Raw genomic sequence first — 17,036 nt, forward strand, 5'->3', positions numbered from 1 at the left:
CGAGGAGCACTCCCGATGACCGACACCATCGACGCCACCGCCGACCGCGCGCTGAAGGCGAAGCACCGGGCGATGTGGGCGCTGGGCGACTACCCGTCCGTGGCCCGGGACCTCATCCCGGAGCTGGGCCGGGTCCTGGTCGCCGCGGCCGGCGTGGGCCGCGGGGACCGGGTGCTGGACGTCGCGGCCGGCACGGGCAACGCCGCCGTGCCCGCCGCGCTGACCGGCGCCGAGGTCGTGGCCTCCGACCTCACGCCGGAGCTGTTCCCGGCCGGCCGCGCCTTCGCCGCCAGCGAGGGCGCCGAGGTGACGTGGGAGGAGGGCGACGCCGAGGCGCTGCCCTACCCGGACGCGAGCTTCGACGTCGTCCTCTCCTGCGTCGGCGTGATGTTCGCGCCGCACCACCGGCAGGCCGCCGACGAGCTGGTGCGGGTGTGCCGCCCCGGCGGGCGGATCGGGCTGGTCAGCTGGACGCCGGAGGGCTTCGTCGGCGAGATGTTCCGGACCATGAGGCCCTACGCGCCCCCGCCGCCGCCCGGCGCGCAGCCGCCGCCGCTGTGGGGCGACGAGCAGCACGTGCGCGACCTGCTCGGCGACCGCGTCACCGACGTCGTCGCCCGCCGGCAGACCGTGACGGTCGGCGGCTACCCGTCGCCGGAGGCGTGGCGGGACTCGTGGAAGACGGTCTACGGGCCGACGATCGCGACCTACCGCAACGTCGGCGACGACCCCGAGCGGGTCGCCGCGCTCGACCACGACCTCGCCGCGCTGGCCGCCCGGTACGACCGCGGCACCGACGGCGTCGTCCTCGACTGGGAGTACCTGCTGCTCACCGCGCGCCGCGCGTGAGATCCACCGGCCGGCGCCGGGGGAGCCCGGCGCCGGCTCGCCACGAGAGGGGAGGGGCGACGTGGTCGACGTCCTCGTCCGGCGCGACGACCTGCGGACCGTGCGCTGCGACCCGGGGGAGCCGCTGCGGACCGAGGCGGCCGCGGGCACGGTGCAGTTCGCCGTCGAGCGCTTCGGGCTGACCGCCAACAACCTCACCTACGCCGTCCTGGGCGACTCCTGGCGGTACTGGGACCACTTCCCCGCGCCGGAGGGCTGGGGCCGGGTCCCGGTCTGGGGCTTCGGCCGGGCCACGGCCTCCGGCGTCGACGGCGTCGCCGCGGGGGACCGCTTCTTCGGCTTCTGGCCGACGTCGAGCCGGGTCACCCTCGAGGTGGCCGCGGGCCCGGGTGGGCTGGCCGACCGCTCGGCCGCCCGCGCCTCCCTGCCCCGGGTCTACGCCCGCTACGCCCGCGCCCTGCCGGAGGCGGGCTTCCCGCCGGAGCACGACGACGTCGCGGCGGTGCTGCGGCCGCTGTTCCAGACCGGGTGGCTGCTCGCCGACCGCGTGGCCCGGGAGGGGCCCGGGGTGGTGGTCCTGACCTCGGCGTCGAGCCGGACCGCCGTGTGCACCGCGGCGGCGCTCCGGGCGCACGGGGACCCGCCGGCGCTGGTCGGGCTGACGTCGTCCCGGCACGCCGCGGCCACCGCGGCGCTCGGCCTCTACGACCGGGTGCTGACCTACGAGGAGGTCGAGGCCCTGCCGGTGGACCGCGGCGTCGTGCTGGTCGACCTCGCCGGCGACCCGGACGTGCGCGCGGCGGTGCACCGCCGCACCGCGGGCGTCCTGCGCGCCTCCGTCGTGGTCGGCGCGACGCACTGGACGCGGGCGTCGTTCGAGAGCAGCGGCCTGCCCGGGCCCGAGCCGGAGGTGTTCTCCGCGGCGGACGCGGCGGCCGGTGCAGACCCGTCGTCCGCCCGCCGGATCGGGGTCGCGTGGCCGGAGTTCGCCGCGAGCCGGGCGCCCGGGCTGCTCGCCGTCGAGCACCGCACCGGCGCGCAGGCGTTCACCGAGGCGTGGACGGCGCTGCTCGACGGCGACCTCGACCCGCGTCGCGGGCTGGTCCTCTCCCTCTGAGCGCCTCAGCCCGGCCCGTCCGCGGTCCCCGGCTCCGGCGGCCGGGGCGCCGACGCGCGCTGACCCTGCAGCTGCCGGCCGAGCTCGTCCCGCATCCGGTAGAGCTGGGCCAGCAGCTGCCCCCGCGCGGCGTCGCCGAGGGCGGCCGCCGCCGTCTGCAGCGCCGGGCCGTGGTGACGCCAGTAGTCCCCGACCGCCCGCGCGACCTCGCCCGGGTCGGCCCGTTCCCGGCCGGCCCGCCGGAGCAGCTCCTGGAGCCGTTCCAGCTCCGCTGCGGCGGCCGCCGCGGGCGCGGGGTCCTCGGGGCCGGTCACGCCGCCGCCGGCTGCGTGACCGGCGCGGTGCCGCCGCCTCCGCCGCCGCCCCCGCCGATGCCCTCGAGCAGGCGGATGATCGCGTCGATCAGCTCCTGCAGCAGGTTGCCCAGGACGCCGCCGAGGTCGACGCCGTCGAGGAGCCCGGCGATCGCGCACAGCAGGTTGCCCAGCAGGTTGCCCGGGCCGGGGATCGCCTCGATGTCGAGGACCACCTCGTTGAGGTGCACGTGGAGGCCCAGCAGGTCCAGGTCCAGCGGCCCGAGGGTGAGATCGAGGATCGGGCAGGGGGTGGGTTGCGTCATGGGAGCACCTCGACTCTGAGGAACTGCCGCCGGTGCGACAGGTGCCCGACGCAGGGCGCGCGCACAGTGTGGGTGCCTCCCGGGCCGGCCCGGAAGGCACCCGGCCTGCCGCCCGGAGCCGGGCGGGTGTGCCCGTCACCGTGCGCGCGCGACCGCCCGCCCTTGGTGAGACGAGATCGTCCGTAACGAGTGGGGAGCCCCTCAGCCCGAGACGGCGGCCACGACGGCGCTCACCCGGCGGGCGCGGGTCTCCGGCTTCTTCGCGTCGGTCACCGACCGCGTGTGCTCCTTGCGGTGGGTGTGCGACAGCCGGTCGAAGGCCTCCCGCACGCCCGCCGCGGCCAGCGCCTCGGCCAGGTCCGGCGGCACCTCGACGGTGCGCTCTGCCCGGTCGGGGGCGACGACGACGTCGACGGTGTCGCCGGTGGCCACCCCGAGGGCGGCCCGGCGCTCCTTGCTCAACCCGATGAGGTTCTCGCCGCCCATCCGCGCGACCCGCCCCTCCACGGTCACCCCACTGACGGTGACCCGGACGGGGAACGCCTTGGCGCCGCCGCCGAGGCCGGCGGCCTGCTCGTCGGTCAGCACGATGGCGGCCGCCGGGCCGCGGGGTGCGAGGGTGGTGGTCAGCCGCAGCTCCTGGGTCACCCGGTCACCCTGGCGTCCGGGCCGTCCCGGCGGAAGCCCCCGTCACCCGTCCGTCCCACCGGCGGCCTGCTCGGCGAACCGCCGCCGCGCGTCCTCCAGCGCCGCGACGGCCTGCGCCCGGCGCTCCCACCCGCGGGTCTCCGCCGACTTCTCCGGCGTCAGCGCCTCGTAGATCTCGAAGAAGTGCCAGATCTCCGCGACCTGGTGGATGGGCACGTCCTCGAGCTCCTGCAGGTGCTCCATCCGCGGGTCGCTCGCCGGCACGCACAGCAGCTTCGCGTCCGGGCCGCGCTCGTCGTGCACCCAGAACACCGCGATGACCCGGGCGCGTACGAGGCAGCCGGGGAAGGTCGGCTCGCCGAGGAGCAGCAGGGCGTCGATGGGCTCGCCGTCCTCGGCGAGGGTGTCCGGGACGAACCCGTAGTCGCCGGGGTAGCCGGTGGCGGTGAACAGCATCCGGAGCAGCCGGATGCGGCCGAGCCGGTGGTCGTACTCGTACCTGTTCCGCGAACCCTTGGGGATCTCGACGATCACGTCGGCTTCCACGGGGCACCCTCCTCCGGCCGGGACCGCGAGGCGACCCTGGCCCAGGACCTGCTCCCCGGCAACCCGGAGGTCAGCGCAGGGGGACGAGCCCGGACTCGTAGGCGGCGATCACGGCCTGGGTCCGGTCCCGGGCGCCGAGCTTGCGCAGCAGGCTGCTGACGTGGGTCTTCACCGTCTGCAGGCCCAGGTACAACTCGCCGGCGATCTCGCCGTTGGACAGCCCGCGCGCCACCAGGAGCAGGACCTCCCGCTCGCGCCCGGTCAGCTCCGGCGCCGGCCGGTCCCGTTGCGCCGGCGCGTGCCGCGCGGCCAGCGCCCGGATCGCCGCAGGGAACAGCAGGCTCTCGCCCCGCGCGACGACCCGGACGGCGTCGGCGATCTCGGCCGGCCGCGCCCGCTTGGGCAGGAACCCGTCGGCGCCGGCGGACAGGGCCGCGTAGACGTTCTCGTCGTCGCCGAACGTCGTCAGCACCAGCACCCGCGGCGGGTCCGGCAGCCGGCGCCGCAGGTCCCGGGTGGCCTGGATGCCGTCGACCAGCGGCATCCGCACGTCCATCACGACGACGTCGGGACGCAGCCGGGCGGCCAGCGGCACGACGACGGCGCCGTCGGCGGCCTCGCCGACCACCTCGACGTCGTCGCGGGCGGCGAGCACCGCCCGCAGCCCGCCGCGCACCAGCTCCTCGTCGTCGACGAGCAGCACCCGGATCGTCACGCGGGCCCGGCCAGGGGCAGCCGCACCTCGACCCGCCAGCCGTCGTCGGCCGGCCCGGCGACGGCGGTGCCACCGAGCCCGGCGGCGCGCTCGCGCAGCCCGCGGACGCCGCTGCCGCCGGTCGCGGCCGGCACGGGCACCGGAACCGGGTTGCCGACGTCGATCGCCAGCGCGTGCGGGCCGGCGTCGACGCGCAGCCGCACGGGCACGGGCCCGGCGTGCCGGAGGGCGTTGGTGAGCGCCTCCTGCACGATCCGGTAGGCCTCCCGGGACAGGACCTCCGGCAGCTCCGCGACCGCGCCGGTCACCCGGACGTCGACCCGCGCCCCGGCCGCCTCGGCCGAGCGCACCAGCGCGTCGACGTCGGCCAGCGTCGGGGCCCGCGGCGGCGGGGCGCTGTCCCGCAGCAGCGCGAGGACCCGCTCCAGGTCACCCAGCGCGGAGCGGGCGCTGTCCTCGATGGCGGCGAGCGCGCGGTCGGCGAAGGCGGGGTCGGCGCCGGCGACGTCCCGGGCGGCGCCGGCCTGCAGCAGCGTGACGGTGAGCGCGTGGCCGATCGAGTCGTGCAGGTCCGCGGCCAGCCGGGTGCGCTCGAGCAGCCGCTCGGTGCGGGCCCGCTGCGCGGCCAGCCGCTCGGCGGCCGAGGGGTGCAGCAGCACCCGGGCGGCCGCGGCGGTGAGCGCGCCGAGCCCGGCGAGGGCGTAGGCCCAGGCGGGCGCCACCACGACCGCCAGCGGCCACCGGGCCGCCACCGCCCACACGGCGAGCGCGGTGACCTCCGCGGCGAGCACCCCGAGCGTCACCCGGGCGACCAGCCAGGCCAGCAGCCGGCCGCGCTCGGCCCAGGTGCGGGCGGGCTCCACCGTCACGTCGTCGTCGCCGGGCAGCAGCAGCGCCCGCGCCTGCACGCCCTCGCTGCGGCGCACCGCCGGGACGCAGGCCAGCACCGCCAGCAGCGGCAGCGGCGCGAGGTAGAGGCCGGCGAGGGTGCGCGGCGAGGCGTCGTCCAGCCCGGGCCACACCAGCGCGCAGGCGACGGCGAGCCAGGCGCCCAGGGCCAGGTGCACCGCGCGGGTCCAGGTCGACCTGCTGGTCACCGGACGGAGCACCGCGCGCATGCCCCGATCATGGCGCGCCGCCGGCCGTCCGGACCTCCCGCGCGGGAGGGAGGCGGCCGGACCCCGCGGGGGAGGCGCACCGCCGGCGCAGGGCGCGACGGTGGGCCCGTGATCGAGGTGCGGAGCCTGACCAAGCGGTACGGACCGGTCGTCGCGGTGGACGACCTCACCTTCGACGTCCCGCCGGGCAGCGTCACCGCCCTGCTCGGCCGCAACGGGGCGGGCAAGTCGACGACGCTGCGGGTGCTGCTCGGACTCGACCGGCCCACCGCCGGCACCGCGACGGTGGCCGGCCATGCCTACGCCGACCTGGCCGCGCCCCTGCGGACGGTGGGCGCCCTGCTCGACAGCGCCGCGGCCCACCCGGGGCGCACCGCCCGTCAGCACCTGCGCTGGCTGGCCGCGAGCAACGACCTGCCCGCGCACCGGGTGCGCGCCGTCCTGGACCTGGTCGACCTGCGCGCCGCCGCCGACCGCCGGGTCCGCGGCTTCTCGCTCGGCATGCGGCAGCGGCTCGGCGTCGCCGCGGCCCTGCTCGGCGACCCGCCGCTCCTGCTGCTCGACGAGCCGGCCAACGGCCTGGACGCCGAGGGCATCCGCTGGCTGCGGACCACCCTGCGCGACCTCGCCGCCGAGGGCCGCACCGTCCTGCTCTCCAGCCACCTCATGGGCGAGGTGGCGCGCACCGCCGACCGGCTGCTCGTGGTCGGCCGGGGCCGGCTGCTGGCCGACACGCCGCTGGACGCCTTCCTCGCCGAGCACACCGGGCGGCGGGTGCGGGTCCGCACCGCCGAGCCCGAGCGGCTGCGCGGCCTGCTCGCCGCCGCGGGGGCGACCGTGGCCCCCACCGACGACGGCGCGCTGCGGGTGGCCGGGGTCGACGCACGGACCGTCGGCGCGGTCGCGGCCCGGCACGGCGTCCCGCTGGTGGAGCTCGGCGCCGACGGCCGGTCCCTGGAGGACGCCTTCCTCGCGCTCACCGCGCCGGCCGGGGAGACGGCGTGAGCGCGCTGCGCGCCGAGTGGGTCAAGGCGACGACGCTGCGCTCGACGTGGGTGACCCTGCTCGTCTACGCCGTCGCGGTCGCCGGCATCGGCGTGGGCGTCGTCGCCGCGGTCGGCGACGTCGAGGCCGCCGAACCCGACTACGACCCCGCGGTGATCGCCTTCTACGGCCTGAACTTCGGCCACGTCGCGGTGGTCGTGCTCGCGGTGCTGCTGACCGCGGGGGAGTACGCCCGGCAGACCGTGCACACCTCGCTGCTCGCCGTGCCGCGGCGGGGCGCCTTCCTGGCCGCGAAGCTGACCGTCGGCGCGGGCCTGGTGCTGGCGACCGCCGCGGTCACCGCCGTCGCCACCCTGCTGGTCACCCAGGCGTCGCTCGGCGCGCCGGGCGTCTCCCTGTCGACGCCGGGGATGCTCCGCGCGACCGTCGCGGCCGCGCTGTACCCGACGCTGCTCGCCGTCGTCTGCACGGCCGCGGGCCTGCTGCTGCGCGACCAGGCGCTCGCGCTGGGCCTGCTGGTCCCGTTCCTCTTCCTGGTCTCGCCGCTGCTGGAGCTGGTCCCCGGACTGCAGCGGGCCGCGGTCTTCCTGCCCGACCGCGCCGGCGCGGTCGCCGTCCGCCTGCACGCCCGCCCGGTCGACGTCTTCGGATCGCTCGCCGGGCTGGGCGTCCTGACGCTGTGGGCGACCACCGCCGCGCTGCTGGCGTGGTGGGCGCTGCGCCGGCGCGACGCGTGAGGTCAGCCGGCGACGCGGAGGGCCACCTTGCCGCGCGCCGCGCCGTCGAGGAGGTGCCGGACGGCCGCGGCCGCCTCCTCCAGCGGGAACACCCGGTCGACGGCGGGGGTGAGCGCGCCGGCCCCGACCAGCGCCGAGAGCTCCCGCAGGTCCGCCCCGTCCTCCCGGGAGACGAAGGTGCCCAGGTGCTGCCCGACGAACGGCGAGAGCGCCTGGGCGCGCAGCTGGCGGTCCGTCCCGCCCAGCCACCGGCCGCCGTTCTCCCCGCCCACGATCACCAGCCGCCCGTGCGGCGTGAGCGCGCGGCGCAGCGCGCGCAGCGGGCGGTTGCCGCCGGTGTCGAGGACGACGTCGTAGCGGACGCCGCCGTCCAGCGGGTCCTGCCGGGTGTGGTCGACGACGGTGTGCGCGCCCAGGCCGCGGACGAGGTCGACCTTGGCGGTGCTCGCCGTCCCGGTCACCTCGGCGCCGGCGGCCCGCGCGACCTGCACGGCGAAGCCGCCCACGCCGCCGGACGCACCCAGCACCAGGACCCGCTGCCCGGCCTCGACGCGGCCGTGGTCGCGCACCGCCTGCAGGGCGGCGAGCCCGGACACCGGCACGGTGGCGGCCTGCTCGGGGGTGAGGCCGGGCGGCAGCGGCGCGAGCTTCCGGGCGGGCGCGACGGCGTACTCCGCGAACGTGGCCCGGCCGATCCCGTACACCCGGTCGCCGGGGGCGAGGCCGGCGACCCCGCTGCCCGTGGCGACGACCTCCCCGGCCAGGCTCACGCCCGGGTTCGGCGTCTTCGGCCGGCGCAGGCCCGACACCGCCCGCACCGGGTAGGGGAGACCGGCCATCAGGTGCCAGGTGCCGCGGTCGACGCTGGAGGTCAGCACGCGCACGAGGACCTCGCCCTCGCCCGGCCGGGGCACGGCCGCCTCCCCGACGGCGAGCAGGCCCTCGGGATCACGCCCGTAGCGCTGCTGCACCACCGCGGTCATCAGGGACGGGACGACGGCGGACTGTCCGGACATGGCTCCTCCTCCGCGCGGGTGACTTACGCCGTAAGGCTGCACCTTACGGCGTAAGGTCGTCAAGGTGCCGGGACGCCGACTGAACGGGAAGGCGCTGAGCCGGGACCGGGTGCTGCAGGCCGCCGTGGCGCTCGCGGACGAGCACGGCGTCGGCGCGCTGACCATGCGGCGGCTCGGGGAGGCCCTCGGGGTGGAGGCGATGTCGCTGTACCACCACGTCAGCGGCAAGGACGACCTGCTCGACGGCATGGTCGACCTCGTCTTCGCCGAGGTGCCGGTGCCCGACACCGGGGCCGGCTGGCGGGCGGCGATGCGCGAGCGCGCCGACGCCGTGCGGGCGGCGCTGGCGCGGCACCGGTGGGCCGTCGGGCTCCTGGAGTCCCGGCGCTCGCCCGGGCACGCGACGCTCGCCCACCACGACGCCGTCCTCGGCTGCCTGCGCGCGGCCGGCTTCCCCGTGGAGCTGGCGGCGCACGCGTACTCGGCCATCGACAGCTACGTGTACGGCTTCGCGCTGCAGGAGCGCGCGCTGCCGTTCCAGACGCCGGCGGAGACCGCCGAGTTCGCGGCGGAGCTGATGGTCCGGTTCACCGAGACCTACCCGCACCTCGCGGAGTTCACGACCGAGCACGTGCTGCGGCCCGGCTACGACTACGGAGCGGAGTTCGGCTACGGCCTGGACCTCGTGCTCGACGGGCTCGAGCGTGCGCTGCGGGACGTGGCCGCCTGATCAGCCGGTCACCGCGACCGCGCCGGGCACGCCGTCGCCGAGGAAGGCGGCGAGGTCGGCGCCCTCGGCCTCGACGTCGTCGCGCTCGGCCGGGGTGAGCTGCCGCAGCGGCTGCACGGTCAGCGCGACGCCGCCGTCGTCCCGGTCGCGGGTCGTCCAGGTGGCGGCCACGGTGCCGTCGACGAGGACGAGGCGGGCGCCGGCCACGCTCAGGCCGCGGTGCTCGTCGGCGACCAGGCGGGACCGGTCGTCGTAGCCGAGGACCGCGTTGTCGAACGCGGGCAGGAAGCGCACCGGCGCGGGCTCGTCGCGGTCGGGGAGGAGGCCGTCGGGGACGTCGAGCAGCTCGCGGCCGCGCTCGTCGCGGGCGGTCCGCAGCCGCGGCCGCAGCCGGGCGACGACCGCCGGGAGACCGCTCAGGCCGGACCAGGACCGCAGGTCCGCGGTCGCCGCCGGCCCGTACGCGCGCAGGTAGCGCAGCACCAGGTCGCCGAGGACGACGTCGGGCGGCCCGTCCCCGGGGTCGCGCCCCAGCCAGGCGCGCACCGTGGTGTTCCGGGCCGGGGCGCGCTGCCGCCACAGCCCCCGGGGCGGGACCTGCACCAGCGGCACCAGGCTGGACAGCGCGTCGCCGAGGTCGCGGGCCGTGGCGTCCGGCCAGCGGTCGCCGACCAGCCGGCCCACCTCGGACAGCAGCCGCGGCGCCTCGGCGAACAGCGGCTCCCCGGCCGCGGCCAGCTCGCCGAACTCCACGCCGGGCAGCCGGCGCCCGAGCGTGCCGCGCGCCCGGGCGACGAGCATCGCCTGGTGCACCGGGCGCAGGCTCAGACAGTCGCCGGCGGTGACCAGGTGCAGCGTCCGGCGCATGAGCAGCGTGCGGACGACGCGGCGCGACTCCAGCAGGTCGTCGAGCTCGGCCGGCCGGAACGCCGTCAGCCGCGACCACAGCCCGGCGAAGGGCTCCTGCGGCTCCTGCGCCTGCAGCCCGACGAGGTGGTCGACCGCGTCGAGGACGCTGCGCCCGTCCCGCCGCAGCAGCAGCTGCCGGGCGAGCGTGGCGCGGCCGAGCGCGCGCCGGTCGAGCACCTCGGCTCCCCGGCGCGCACCCACCCCGGCTGTCTACCGCGGGGGACCGACGATGTCAGGCGGCCAGCGGGTGGTGGTGGCAGCGGCCGCCGCCGGTGGCCCGGGCGGCGCACGGCGCGCCCGCCCTCGTCACCCCGCCGGTGTCGCCGCAGCGGGCCGGCCGGGCGGCGGGGGCCGCGGGGACCCGCTCGGCGGGCAGCGCCGGGCGGGGGAAGGGCAGGACGACGGCGTCCCGCGTCGCGGCCACCTCGGGAGCGGTCACGGCGGCGGGAGCCGGGACCGGGCGGCCGGCGCGGCGGTGCAGCGCGGACGCGGCGGTCAGGCCGGCGGTGAAGGCGGCAGTGGCGAGGGCGGCGGCGGTGGCGACGTGGCTGGCGCGCATGCCCGGCTCATCGGCCGCCGACGACCCGGCGGGAAGGCCGTCGTCACACGTGTCCCGGGCGTCACGCCAGGTGCGCCTGCTTGGGCGCCAGCCCCCGCTCGGCCTCGGCGGCGACCTGCGCCCGGGAGGCGCCGGTCGACGCCAGCACGACCGCGCCGACCAGCCCCTCCACCAGCGGCGCCGGCGAGAGCGTCACCCGCGACCGGACGTCGTCGTCGAGGAACTCCAGCGCGGTCTCGGCCGAGAGCACCGCGCTGCCGAGGTCCATGAGCACGACGACGCCGTCGCCGGAGTCGGCCTGCCCGACGGCGTCGGCCACCGCGGCGGCGTCGGTGCCGAGCCCGCCGTCCTCGGTGCCCGCGGCGACGGCGATCGCGAGCTCCCGCCCGGGCAGCATCTGCCGCGCCAGCTCGACGGCGGCGTCGGCCAGCGCCCGGCTGTGCGAGACGACGACGAGGCCGACGCTCACGACCGTCCCAGGGTCGCCGCGGCGGCCTCGAGCAGCAGCGCCGTCGACGTCGCCCCCGGGTCCTGGTGCCCGGCGCTGCGCTCGCCGAGGTAGCTGGCCCGGCCCTTGCGGGCGACCATCGGCACGGTCGCGTCCCGGCCCTGCGCCGCCGCCTCCGCCGCCGCGGCGAGCGCGTCGGCCAGCGGCTTGCCCGCCTCCACCGCGGCGTCGAGGGCGTCGCAGGCCGGGCCCAGCGCGTCGACCATCGTCTTGTCGCCGGCCTCGGCCTTGCCCCGGGCGACCACGCCGTCCAGGCCGGCCCGCAGCGCCCGGGCGAACGCGGCGTCGTCGAGGTCGCCGTCGCCGGCCGCGCCGGCCATCCGCAGGAACAGCGTCCCGTACAGCGGGCCGCTGGCCCCGCCGACCTTGCTCACCAGGGTGGCGCCGGTCTTCTTGAGCAGCGCCGCGGCGTCGGCCGGCGGGGCGTCGTCCAGCGTGGTGACGACGGCGGCCATGCCGCGGTCCATGTTGGCGCCGTGGTCGGCGTCGCCGATGGCGGCGTCGAGCGCGGTCAGCCGGTCACGCTGCTCGTGCACGGACTCCGCGAACCGGCGCAGCCAGGCGGTCAGGTCCGCCACGCCCACCGCCACGCTCAGGCCCCCCAGCGCAGGCCCGGGGTGACCACCGGCGCGTCCCACAGCCGCAGCATCTCGTCGTCGGCCTGCAGGAGGGTCACCGAGCAGCCGGCCATCTCCAGGCTGGTCATGTACGGCCCGACCAGCGACCGGGCGACCCCGATCCCCGCCTTCTCCAGGATCGCGGCCACCTCGGCGTAGACGACGTACAGCTCGATCAGCGGGGTGCCGCCCATGCCGTTGACGAAGCAGATGACGCCGTCGGTGTACCGGCGGTCGGCGAGGATCGGCTCGACCAGCATCGCGGCGACCTCGCGGGCGGGGGCCAGCGGCACCCGGCGCCGGCCGGGCTCGCCGTGGATGCCGATGCCGATCTCCATCTCGTCGTCGCCCAGCTGGAAGGTGGGCGTCCCGGCGGCGGGGACGGTGCAGGAGGTGAGCGCCATGCCCATGCTGCGTCCGGCGTCGTCGACCCGCTTGGCCAGGTCGGCCACCTCGATGAGCGGCCGGCCCTCCTCCGCGGCGGCGCCGACGATCTTCTCCAGCAGCACCGTGGTGCCCACCCCGCGGCGGCCGGCGGTGTAGAGGCTGTCGGTGACGGCGACGTCGTCGTCGACCACGACGGTGGCCACCTCGATGCCGCTCTCGGCGGCGACCATCTCGGCGGCCATCTCGAAGTTCATGACGTCGCCCGTGTAGTTCTTGACGATGTGCAGCACGCCGGCGCCGCTGTAGACGCCCGCGGTGGCCGCCTGCATCTGGTCGGGCACGGGCGAGGTGAAGACCTCCCCGGCGCACGCGGCGTCGAGCATGCCGCGGCCGACGAAGCCGCCGTGCATGGGCTCGTGACCGGAACCGCCGCCGGAGACGATGCCGACCTTGCCCTGCACGGGCGCGTCGCGGCGGAACACCACCCGGTTCTCGTGGTCGACCCGCAGCAGGTCCGGGTGGGCCAGCTCCATGCCGCGCAGGGCGTCGGAGACGACGTCGGCGGGGTCGTTGATGAGCTTCTTCATCGTGCACCTGACCTCGGGGAGGGCGAGCAGGGACCGCCCCGGAGGCTAGGGCTCATGTGATCCGCGGCACAACGAGGCGGTGCCCCCGGGTGCAGGCCGCGGCCTGCACCGGGGGCCACCGTGCGACGGTCAGGCCCGGCCGGTGACGCGCGCGGCGGCCCGCTCGATCTGCGCGTAGTCGCCGTAGCGGGCGCCGACGACGTAGCCGGTGCCCAGGCCGGCGCCCAGCGAGGACAGCCGGGCGACGCGCCGGCCGCGCTTGCGGATGCGGTGGCCGACCTCGGCGACCTCCTCGGGCACCGCCTCGACCGCACCGCCGACCCGCGCGACCGCGCGCAGGGCCGCCTGCCCGATCTCGGTTCCGGCCTCGGTGGCCCGGGCGACCACCGTGGACGTGAGCTCCGGGAGGGCGTCGAGGGCCTGCTTCGCGGCCTCCGCGCCGGCGCTGGCGCCGGTCTGCAGCGCGTGGCTCGTGGTGGCCAGCAGGGGGCCGGCCGCCGCGGCGCCGGTCCGGGTCACCTCGCCAACGCGCTGGGCGGCCGTCGCCAGGACCGGCCCGGCCGCGGACGCGCCGCCGCGGGCCGCCTCGCTCACGCGGTGTGCGGCGCCGGCCACGACGGGGCCGGCTGCGGACGCGCCGCCGCGGGCGGCCTCCCGCACCGACGAGGCGGCGTCGGCGACCACCGGCGCGGCCGCGGCCACCAGGTGCTCCACCCGCGCCCGGCCGGCCGCCGGCACCGCGCGCGCCTGGCGGGCGGCCTTCCGCCCGGTCCGGCGGGCGGCGGCCCGCCCGGTGCGCCGGGCGGCCTTCGCGCCGCGCCGGGCCCGGCGGGACACCGTCGCCGCCGGCTGCCGGCGTCGCCGCAGCACCGCGAACAGCAGGCCGCCCAGCGCCAGCAGCGCGGCGAGCCCGCCCGCGGCCCCGCCGGCGCGCGCGGCCAGGGACCGGCCCTGCGGCCGGTCGGCGCGACCGAAGTCGTCGTCGCCGGGCTGGGCCACTGGCGGCGGGGGCGGGAGCTCCTCGTCCGCCTCCGGCGTGGGCAGGGGCGCCACCTCCTCGCCGGACACCGCCACGGCGGTCGTCGCCGGCGGCTCCGCGTCGGGCGCCGGCAGCAGCGTCTCGGAGGTCTCGGTGGTCGCCTCGATGCCGTAGTGGCGGTAGAGCGCGGACTCCTGCTCGGTGGTCAGCTCGCGGCTGTCGCCGAAGCGCGGGGCGCCGTCGACCAGCCCGCGGTCGACCACCACCTGCACCCGGTCGCCCTCGCCGGTCGCGTCGAACAGCGGGACGACGACCGTCGTGCCGGCCATGTCCGCGTAGAGCCACTCCGGCCGGCCGGTCCCCTCGTCGGCGAGCAGGTGCGTCACCGTGCCGATCTCCGCGCCGTGCCGGTCGACCACCGTCCTGCCGACCCAGTCGACAACGGAGTCCCGTTCGGGCAGTGCCATGGTCGCCTCCCCACTTCTCGGGGCCGGGCCAGGATGGCCCGGCGCTGCCGTCCGGGCGGCCCTACCCCGGTCGTCCCGGCGCCACCCGTGCCGATCACGGGAGCCCGCAGCGGCGGCCCGGACCTCAGTGCACCTCCTCCACCGGCTCGGGGGACGGCGCGCCGACGCCGTGGCGGGCCAGGAAGGCGAGCACGGTGCCGGCCACCTCCTCCCAGCCGGAGTCCGCGCCGAGCGAGTGCCCGCGGTCGGGGAAGGCCACGAACTCGGTGACGCCCGTGCCGTGGCGGCGCTGGATCCGGTACGCGGCGCGCGAGGCCGCCGCCGGCACGGTGCGGTCGCGCCCGGCGGCCACGACCAGCACCGGCCCGCGCTCCCGCCGGGTCTCGACGGTGGCCTCGCTGCGCGGCGTGAACGCGGCGAAGCCCGCCTGGAACAGCGGTCGCGCGGGGGAGGGGATCGCGTAGGCCTCCCAGAGGCGGTCGGCCTCCTCGCGCGGCACCGCGCTGGCGAAGCCGCGCGCCCAGCTGTCCGGCGTGTGCGCCCAGGTCCCCGAGCGCAGGCCGGGACGGGACAGCACCGGCCAGGCCGTGCGCAGCTGCACCGGCGGGAGCACCAGGTTGCCGCGGAACTGGGCCGGCGAGAGCGCCACGCAGGCGCGGGTCAGGCCCATGCCGTGCAGCTTCTGGGCGATCAGCCCGCCGAACGAGTGGCCCACCACCACCGGCGCCGCGGGCAGCCGCGCGATCACGTCGGCGACGTGCTGCGTGACGTCGTCGATGCCCACACCGGCGACCGCCTCCGGGTGCGCCCGCGCCTCCTCGGCGGTCGCCGGCTCACCCGGCCAGCCCGGCGCGACCGGGTCGTAGCCGCGGGCGGCGAACAGCTCCAGCCACGGCGCCCAGCTGTCGGCGTGCAGCCACAGGCCGTGCACGAGGACGACGGGGACGGGGGCGGCAGCGGTCACGGTGGGCCTCCGGGAGGGGGTGCGGCCACCCGACCGGGCCGCGGACGCCGGGGACGCTAGGGCCGCGCCCGCGGCTCCGGCTGTGCCCTGCCTGACCGGTGCCGGACCCAGGCTGCCGAGCTCACCGGGGCGACGGGCTTCCGCCGCCACCCGTCCCCGGCCAGGATCGGCGCCGAGGCGACGACGCCGACCCGCCCGCCGACGTTCCCGCCGACCCTGGAGGCCCCGTGGCCACCCTCGTCGACACCGACGCCCTCGCCGCCGCCGACCGCCGTCCCGCGCGGGTGGCCGACCTGCTCGAGGCGATGATGTCCTCGCGGATCCGCTTCCCCGACCCCGCGGCGCCGGCCCGGGCCCGGCTCGACGGCTGGGACCTGGCGGGCGTGTCGGTGCTGCGGCTGGACCTGACCGGCGAGGTGACCCTGCTGCGCACCGCCCGCCACGCCCGCGCCGACCCGGAGCCGGTGCTCTCCCTCGCCGTGCAGGAGACCGGCACCGCCCGGCAGGAGCAGTTCGGCTCCCGCCGGCTGGTGACCGCCGGCGAGCTGTCGTTCAGCGAGGTGTCCTCGGCCTACGAGTACGCCTGGTCCGGGCGCGGCGTCTGCCGGGCGCTGCGCATCCCGGCCGCCTCCCTCGGCCTGCCGATCGACACGGTGCGGCGGGCCCTGCCGGTCGCCGCCCGCAGCCCGCTGTACGGCCTGGTGCGCACGCACGTCACCCAGCTGACCCGCGACGTCGCGCTGCTCGCCGCCGAGCCGCTGGTGCACTCGCTGGCGTCGGCGACGGTCGACCTGGCCCGCGCGCTGCTGGCCTCGGCCGCCGACGGCGCGCGCGGCGCCGGCGACGTGCTCGCCGAGACCCTGCCGGCCCGGGTGCGGGGCTACGTGCGGCAGCACCTGACCGAACCGGACCTGGACGCCGAGCGCGTCGCGCGGGCGCACGCGGTGTCGGTGCGGCAGCTGTACCGGATCTGCGCCGCCGCCGGGTTCAGCCTCGAGCAGGAGGTCATCGCGCAGCGGCTGGAGGGCGCCCGGGCGGAGCTGGCCCGGCCGGGTGACCGCTCGATCGCCGCGGTCGCCCGGCGCTGGGGCTTCACCGACGCCTCCTACTTCGCCCGCCGGTTCCGGGCGGGGTACGGCGTCAGCCCGCGGGAGTGGCGGGACCGCTCCCGGGCGGGGGCCGCCGTCGCCGGCTGACCGCGAGCGTGTGCGCCGGCGCCGCGTCCCGGCCCCCGCAACACGGCGCCGGCGCACACGTTCAGCCGTCGCGGCCGACGACCGTGGAGACCAGCAGCAGCTTGACCAGCCAGTCGCCGGCGTGGATGGCGGCCTGCTGCCAGGGCACCTTCTCGTGGACGACCGACCCGGTGAGCAGCACCAGCGGGAACGCGGCCCACAGGCCGGCGCCGAGCGTGAGCGCCGCGCGCGGGCCGCGGACCGGCAGCCGGTCGGCGAGCACCGACACCCCGGCGGCGACCACCCCGCTGCGGACCAGCTCCACCGGCGCGATCACCGCCGGGGACGGGCCGGGCTGCGCGTAGGCCTCGTCGAGCCGGGCCAGTCGCTCGCCGAAGGCCGTGTACCAGGCCGAGCTCGCGGCGAACGACGCCCCGGCCGCGGCGGCGACGCGCAGCGGCCTCACGACCGCTCCCCGGGCTCGATCCGCTCGAGCAGGTGCACCTCGACCTCGTCGCCGGCCTGCTTGCCGATGGCCGTCCGGATCCCGGCGGCCACGGGCGGTTCGTGCGTCCCGTCGCCGAGTGCCGTGGAGGAGCTGCGGAACGGCTCGCCGTCGATCGTCCCGGCCACCTCCACCAGCCCGTGCGTGCCGAGCACCCGCACCGACTCCGGCCACACCAGGTAGGTCCACCCGCCGGGTGCCGGGCTCCTCCGCGGGGTCGCCCTGAACCGCTCGTCCACCGTCCGCCTCCTCGCCCTGGGGTGCAGGGGAGACCGGCGC

Annotated in this window: 22 protein-coding genes; 6 read left to right on the forward strand and 16 right to left on the reverse strand. The window is 78.2% G+C overall.

Annotation, left to right across the window (positions count from 1 at the left end; all coding sequences use genetic code 11):
- Positions 1-15 precede the first annotated feature (15 nt).
- Entirely contained in the window at positions 16-849 is an 834-nt protein-coding gene (locus ACI796_RS19550; RefSeq protein WP_456942883.1) for a class I SAM-dependent methyltransferase, read from the forward strand.
- Positions 850-910: 61 nt separating this feature from the next.
- The gene (locus tag ACI796_RS19555) at positions 911-1,966 is read left to right on the forward strand and encodes a DUF2855 family protein (protein ID WP_456942884.1); all 1,056 of its coding nucleotides are present in this window, start codon (positions 911-913) and stop codon (positions 1,964-1,966) included.
- Positions 1,967-1,971: 5 nt separating this feature from the next.
- On the opposite strand, the gene ACI796_RS19560 is transcribed toward ACI796_RS19555, so the two are convergent.
- From ACI796_RS19560 to ACI796_RS19585, 6 genes are all read right to left on the reverse strand, one after another.
- Positions 1,972-2,280: a hypothetical protein gene (locus tag ACI796_RS19560; protein WP_456942885.1), complete on the reverse strand. Its 309-nt coding sequence runs from the start codon at positions 2,278-2,280 to the stop codon at positions 1,972-1,974.
- Positions 2,277-2,585: a hypothetical protein gene (locus ACI796_RS19565; protein ID WP_456942886.1), complete on the reverse strand. Its 309-nt coding sequence runs from the start codon at positions 2,583-2,585 to the stop codon at positions 2,277-2,279. The genes ACI796_RS19560 and ACI796_RS19565 overlap by 4 nt, the downstream gene beginning before the upstream one ends.
- A gap of 201 nt (positions 2,586-2,786) precedes the next feature.
- Complete coding sequence (locus ACI796_RS19570; RefSeq protein ID WP_456942887.1) at positions 2,787-3,233, reverse strand: YdeI/OmpD-associated family protein; 447 nt, start codon at positions 3,231-3,233, stop codon at positions 2,787-2,789.
- A gap of 42 nt (positions 3,234-3,275) precedes the next feature.
- A complete protein-coding gene (locus tag ACI796_RS19575) occupies positions 3,276-3,779 on the reverse strand; it encodes an inorganic diphosphatase (protein WP_456942888.1) in 504 nt (167 codons plus the stop codon).
- A 70-nt stretch (positions 3,780-3,849) separates the two neighbouring features.
- Positions 3,850-4,494, reverse strand: coding sequence for a response regulator (locus ACI796_RS19580; protein ID WP_456942889.1), 645 nt, complete (start codon positions 4,492-4,494; stop codon positions 3,850-3,852).
- Complete coding sequence (locus ACI796_RS19585; protein WP_456942890.1) at positions 4,491-5,612, reverse strand: sensor histidine kinase; 1,122 nt, start codon at positions 5,610-5,612, stop codon at positions 4,491-4,493. The genes ACI796_RS19580 and ACI796_RS19585 overlap by 4 nt, the downstream gene beginning before the upstream one ends.
- A 108-nt stretch (positions 5,613-5,720) precedes the next feature.
- Here ACI796_RS19585 and ACI796_RS19590 point away from each other — a divergent pair, with 108 nt between their 5' ends.
- Positions 5,721-6,617 carry an ABC transporter ATP-binding protein gene (locus tag ACI796_RS19590; RefSeq protein WP_456942891.1) on the forward strand — a complete coding sequence of 299 codons (897 nt, stop codon included), beginning with the start codon at positions 5,721-5,723 and terminating at the stop codon, positions 6,615-6,617.
- A complete protein-coding gene (locus ACI796_RS19595; RefSeq protein WP_456942892.1) occupies positions 6,614-7,354 on the forward strand; it encodes an ABC transporter permease in 741 nt (246 codons plus the stop codon). The genes ACI796_RS19590 and ACI796_RS19595 overlap by 4 nt, the downstream gene beginning before the upstream one ends.
- A 2-nt stretch (positions 7,355-7,356) precedes the next feature.
- On the opposite strand, the gene ACI796_RS19600 is transcribed toward ACI796_RS19595, so the two are convergent.
- Positions 7,357-8,370, reverse strand: coding sequence for an NAD(P)-dependent alcohol dehydrogenase (locus tag ACI796_RS19600; RefSeq protein ID WP_456942893.1), 1,014 nt, complete (start codon positions 8,368-8,370; stop codon positions 7,357-7,359).
- A 64-nt stretch (positions 8,371-8,434) separates the two neighbouring features.
- Here ACI796_RS19600 and ACI796_RS19605 point away from each other — a divergent pair, with 64 nt between their 5' ends.
- Complete coding sequence (locus tag ACI796_RS19605) at positions 8,435-9,100, forward strand: TetR/AcrR family transcriptional regulator (protein WP_456942894.1); 666 nt, start codon at positions 8,435-8,437, stop codon at positions 9,098-9,100.
- Here the strand turns inward: ACI796_RS19605 and ACI796_RS19610 are convergent, their stop codons facing one another.
- The 7 genes from ACI796_RS19610 to ACI796_RS19640 all read right to left on the reverse strand — a co-directional run bounded on the left by ACI796_RS19610 (position 9,101) and on the right by ACI796_RS19640 (position 15,077).
- Positions 9,101-10,210 (reverse strand): winged helix DNA-binding domain-containing protein, encoded by a 1,110-nt coding sequence (locus tag ACI796_RS19610; RefSeq protein ID WP_456942895.1) that lies wholly within the window; start codon positions 10,208-10,210, stop codon positions 9,101-9,103. It lies immediately after the preceding gene.
- Between the two features lie 31 nt (positions 10,211-10,241).
- Positions 10,242-10,568, reverse strand: a complete 327-nt coding sequence (locus ACI796_RS19615; protein ID WP_456942896.1) for a hypothetical protein — start codon at positions 10,566-10,568, stop codon at positions 10,242-10,244.
- Positions 10,569-10,629: 61 nt separating this feature from the next.
- Positions 10,630-11,037, reverse strand: a complete 408-nt coding sequence (dhaM, locus tag ACI796_RS19620; protein WP_456926344.1) for a dihydroxyacetone kinase phosphoryl donor subunit DhaM — start codon at positions 11,035-11,037, stop codon at positions 10,630-10,632.
- Positions 11,034-11,654 carry a dihydroxyacetone kinase subunit DhaL gene (dhaL, locus tag ACI796_RS19625; protein WP_456942897.1) on the reverse strand — a complete coding sequence of 207 codons (621 nt, stop codon included), beginning with the start codon at positions 11,652-11,654 and terminating at the stop codon, positions 11,034-11,036. Before dhaL ends, dhaM begins: the two co-directional genes overlap by 4 nt.
- 14 nt (positions 11,655-11,668) lie before the next feature.
- Positions 11,669-12,667: a dihydroxyacetone kinase subunit DhaK gene (gene dhaK, locus ACI796_RS19630; protein WP_456942898.1), complete on the reverse strand. Its 999-nt coding sequence runs from the start codon at positions 12,665-12,667 to the stop codon at positions 11,669-11,671.
- Positions 12,668-12,796: 129 nt separating this feature from the next.
- Positions 12,797-14,113 carry a PRC-barrel domain-containing protein gene (locus tag ACI796_RS19635; RefSeq protein WP_456942899.1) on the reverse strand — a complete coding sequence of 439 codons (1,317 nt, stop codon included), beginning with the start codon at positions 14,111-14,113 and terminating at the stop codon, positions 12,797-12,799.
- 124 nt (positions 14,114-14,237) lie between these two features.
- Complete coding sequence (locus ACI796_RS19640) at positions 14,238-15,077, reverse strand: alpha/beta hydrolase (RefSeq protein WP_456942900.1); 840 nt, start codon at positions 15,075-15,077, stop codon at positions 14,238-14,240.
- Positions 15,078-15,304: 227 nt separating this feature from the next.
- Here ACI796_RS19640 and ACI796_RS19645 point away from each other — a divergent pair, with 227 nt between their 5' ends.
- Entirely contained in the window at positions 15,305-16,273 is a 969-nt protein-coding gene (locus ACI796_RS19645; RefSeq protein WP_456942901.1) for a helix-turn-helix domain-containing protein, read from the forward strand.
- A gap of 61 nt (positions 16,274-16,334) precedes the next feature.
- Here the strand turns inward: ACI796_RS19645 and ACI796_RS19650 are convergent, their stop codons facing one another.
- Entirely contained in the window at positions 16,335-16,718 is a 384-nt protein-coding gene (locus ACI796_RS19650; protein ID WP_456942902.1) for a DUF1761 domain-containing protein, read from the reverse strand.
- The gene (locus ACI796_RS19655; RefSeq protein WP_456942903.1) at positions 16,715-16,996 is read right to left on the reverse strand and encodes a DUF1905 domain-containing protein; all 282 of its coding nucleotides are present in this window, start codon (positions 16,994-16,996) and stop codon (positions 16,715-16,717) included. The genes ACI796_RS19650 and ACI796_RS19655 overlap by 4 nt, the downstream gene beginning before the upstream one ends.
- Positions 16,997-17,036 lie beyond the last annotated feature (40 nt).

It is taken from the genome of Geodermatophilus sp. SYSU D00525 (assembly GCF_054050475.1).

Bases quoted from the DNA above. Each gene is read 5' to 3' on its own strand.
- ACI796_RS19600 (WP_456942893.1), bottom strand. From the start codon at position 8,370: ATGTCCGGACAGTCCGCCGTCGTCCCGTCCCTGATGACCGCGGTGGTG.
- ACI796_RS19585 (WP_456942890.1), bottom strand. From the start codon at position 5,612: ATGCGCGCGGTGCTCCGTCCGGTGACCAGCAGGTCGACCTGGACCCGC.
- ACI796_RS19615 (WP_456942896.1), bottom strand. From the start codon at position 10,568: ATGCGCGCCAGCCACGTCGCCACCGCCGCCGCCCTCGCCACTGCCGCC.
- ACI796_RS19565 (WP_456942886.1), bottom strand. From the start codon at position 2,585: ATGACGCAACCCACCCCCTGCCCGATCCTCGATCTCACCCTCGGGCCG.
- dhaK (WP_456942898.1), bottom strand. From the start codon at position 12,667: ATGAAGAAGCTCATCAACGACCCCGCCGACGTCGTCTCCGACGCCCTG.
- ACI796_RS19635 (WP_456942899.1), bottom strand. From the start codon at position 14,113: ATGGCACTGCCCGAACGGGACTCCGTTGTCGACTGGGTCGGCAGGACG.
- ACI796_RS19550 (WP_456942883.1), top strand. From the start codon at position 16: ATGACCGACACCATCGACGCCACCGCCGACCGCGCGCTGAAGGCGAAG.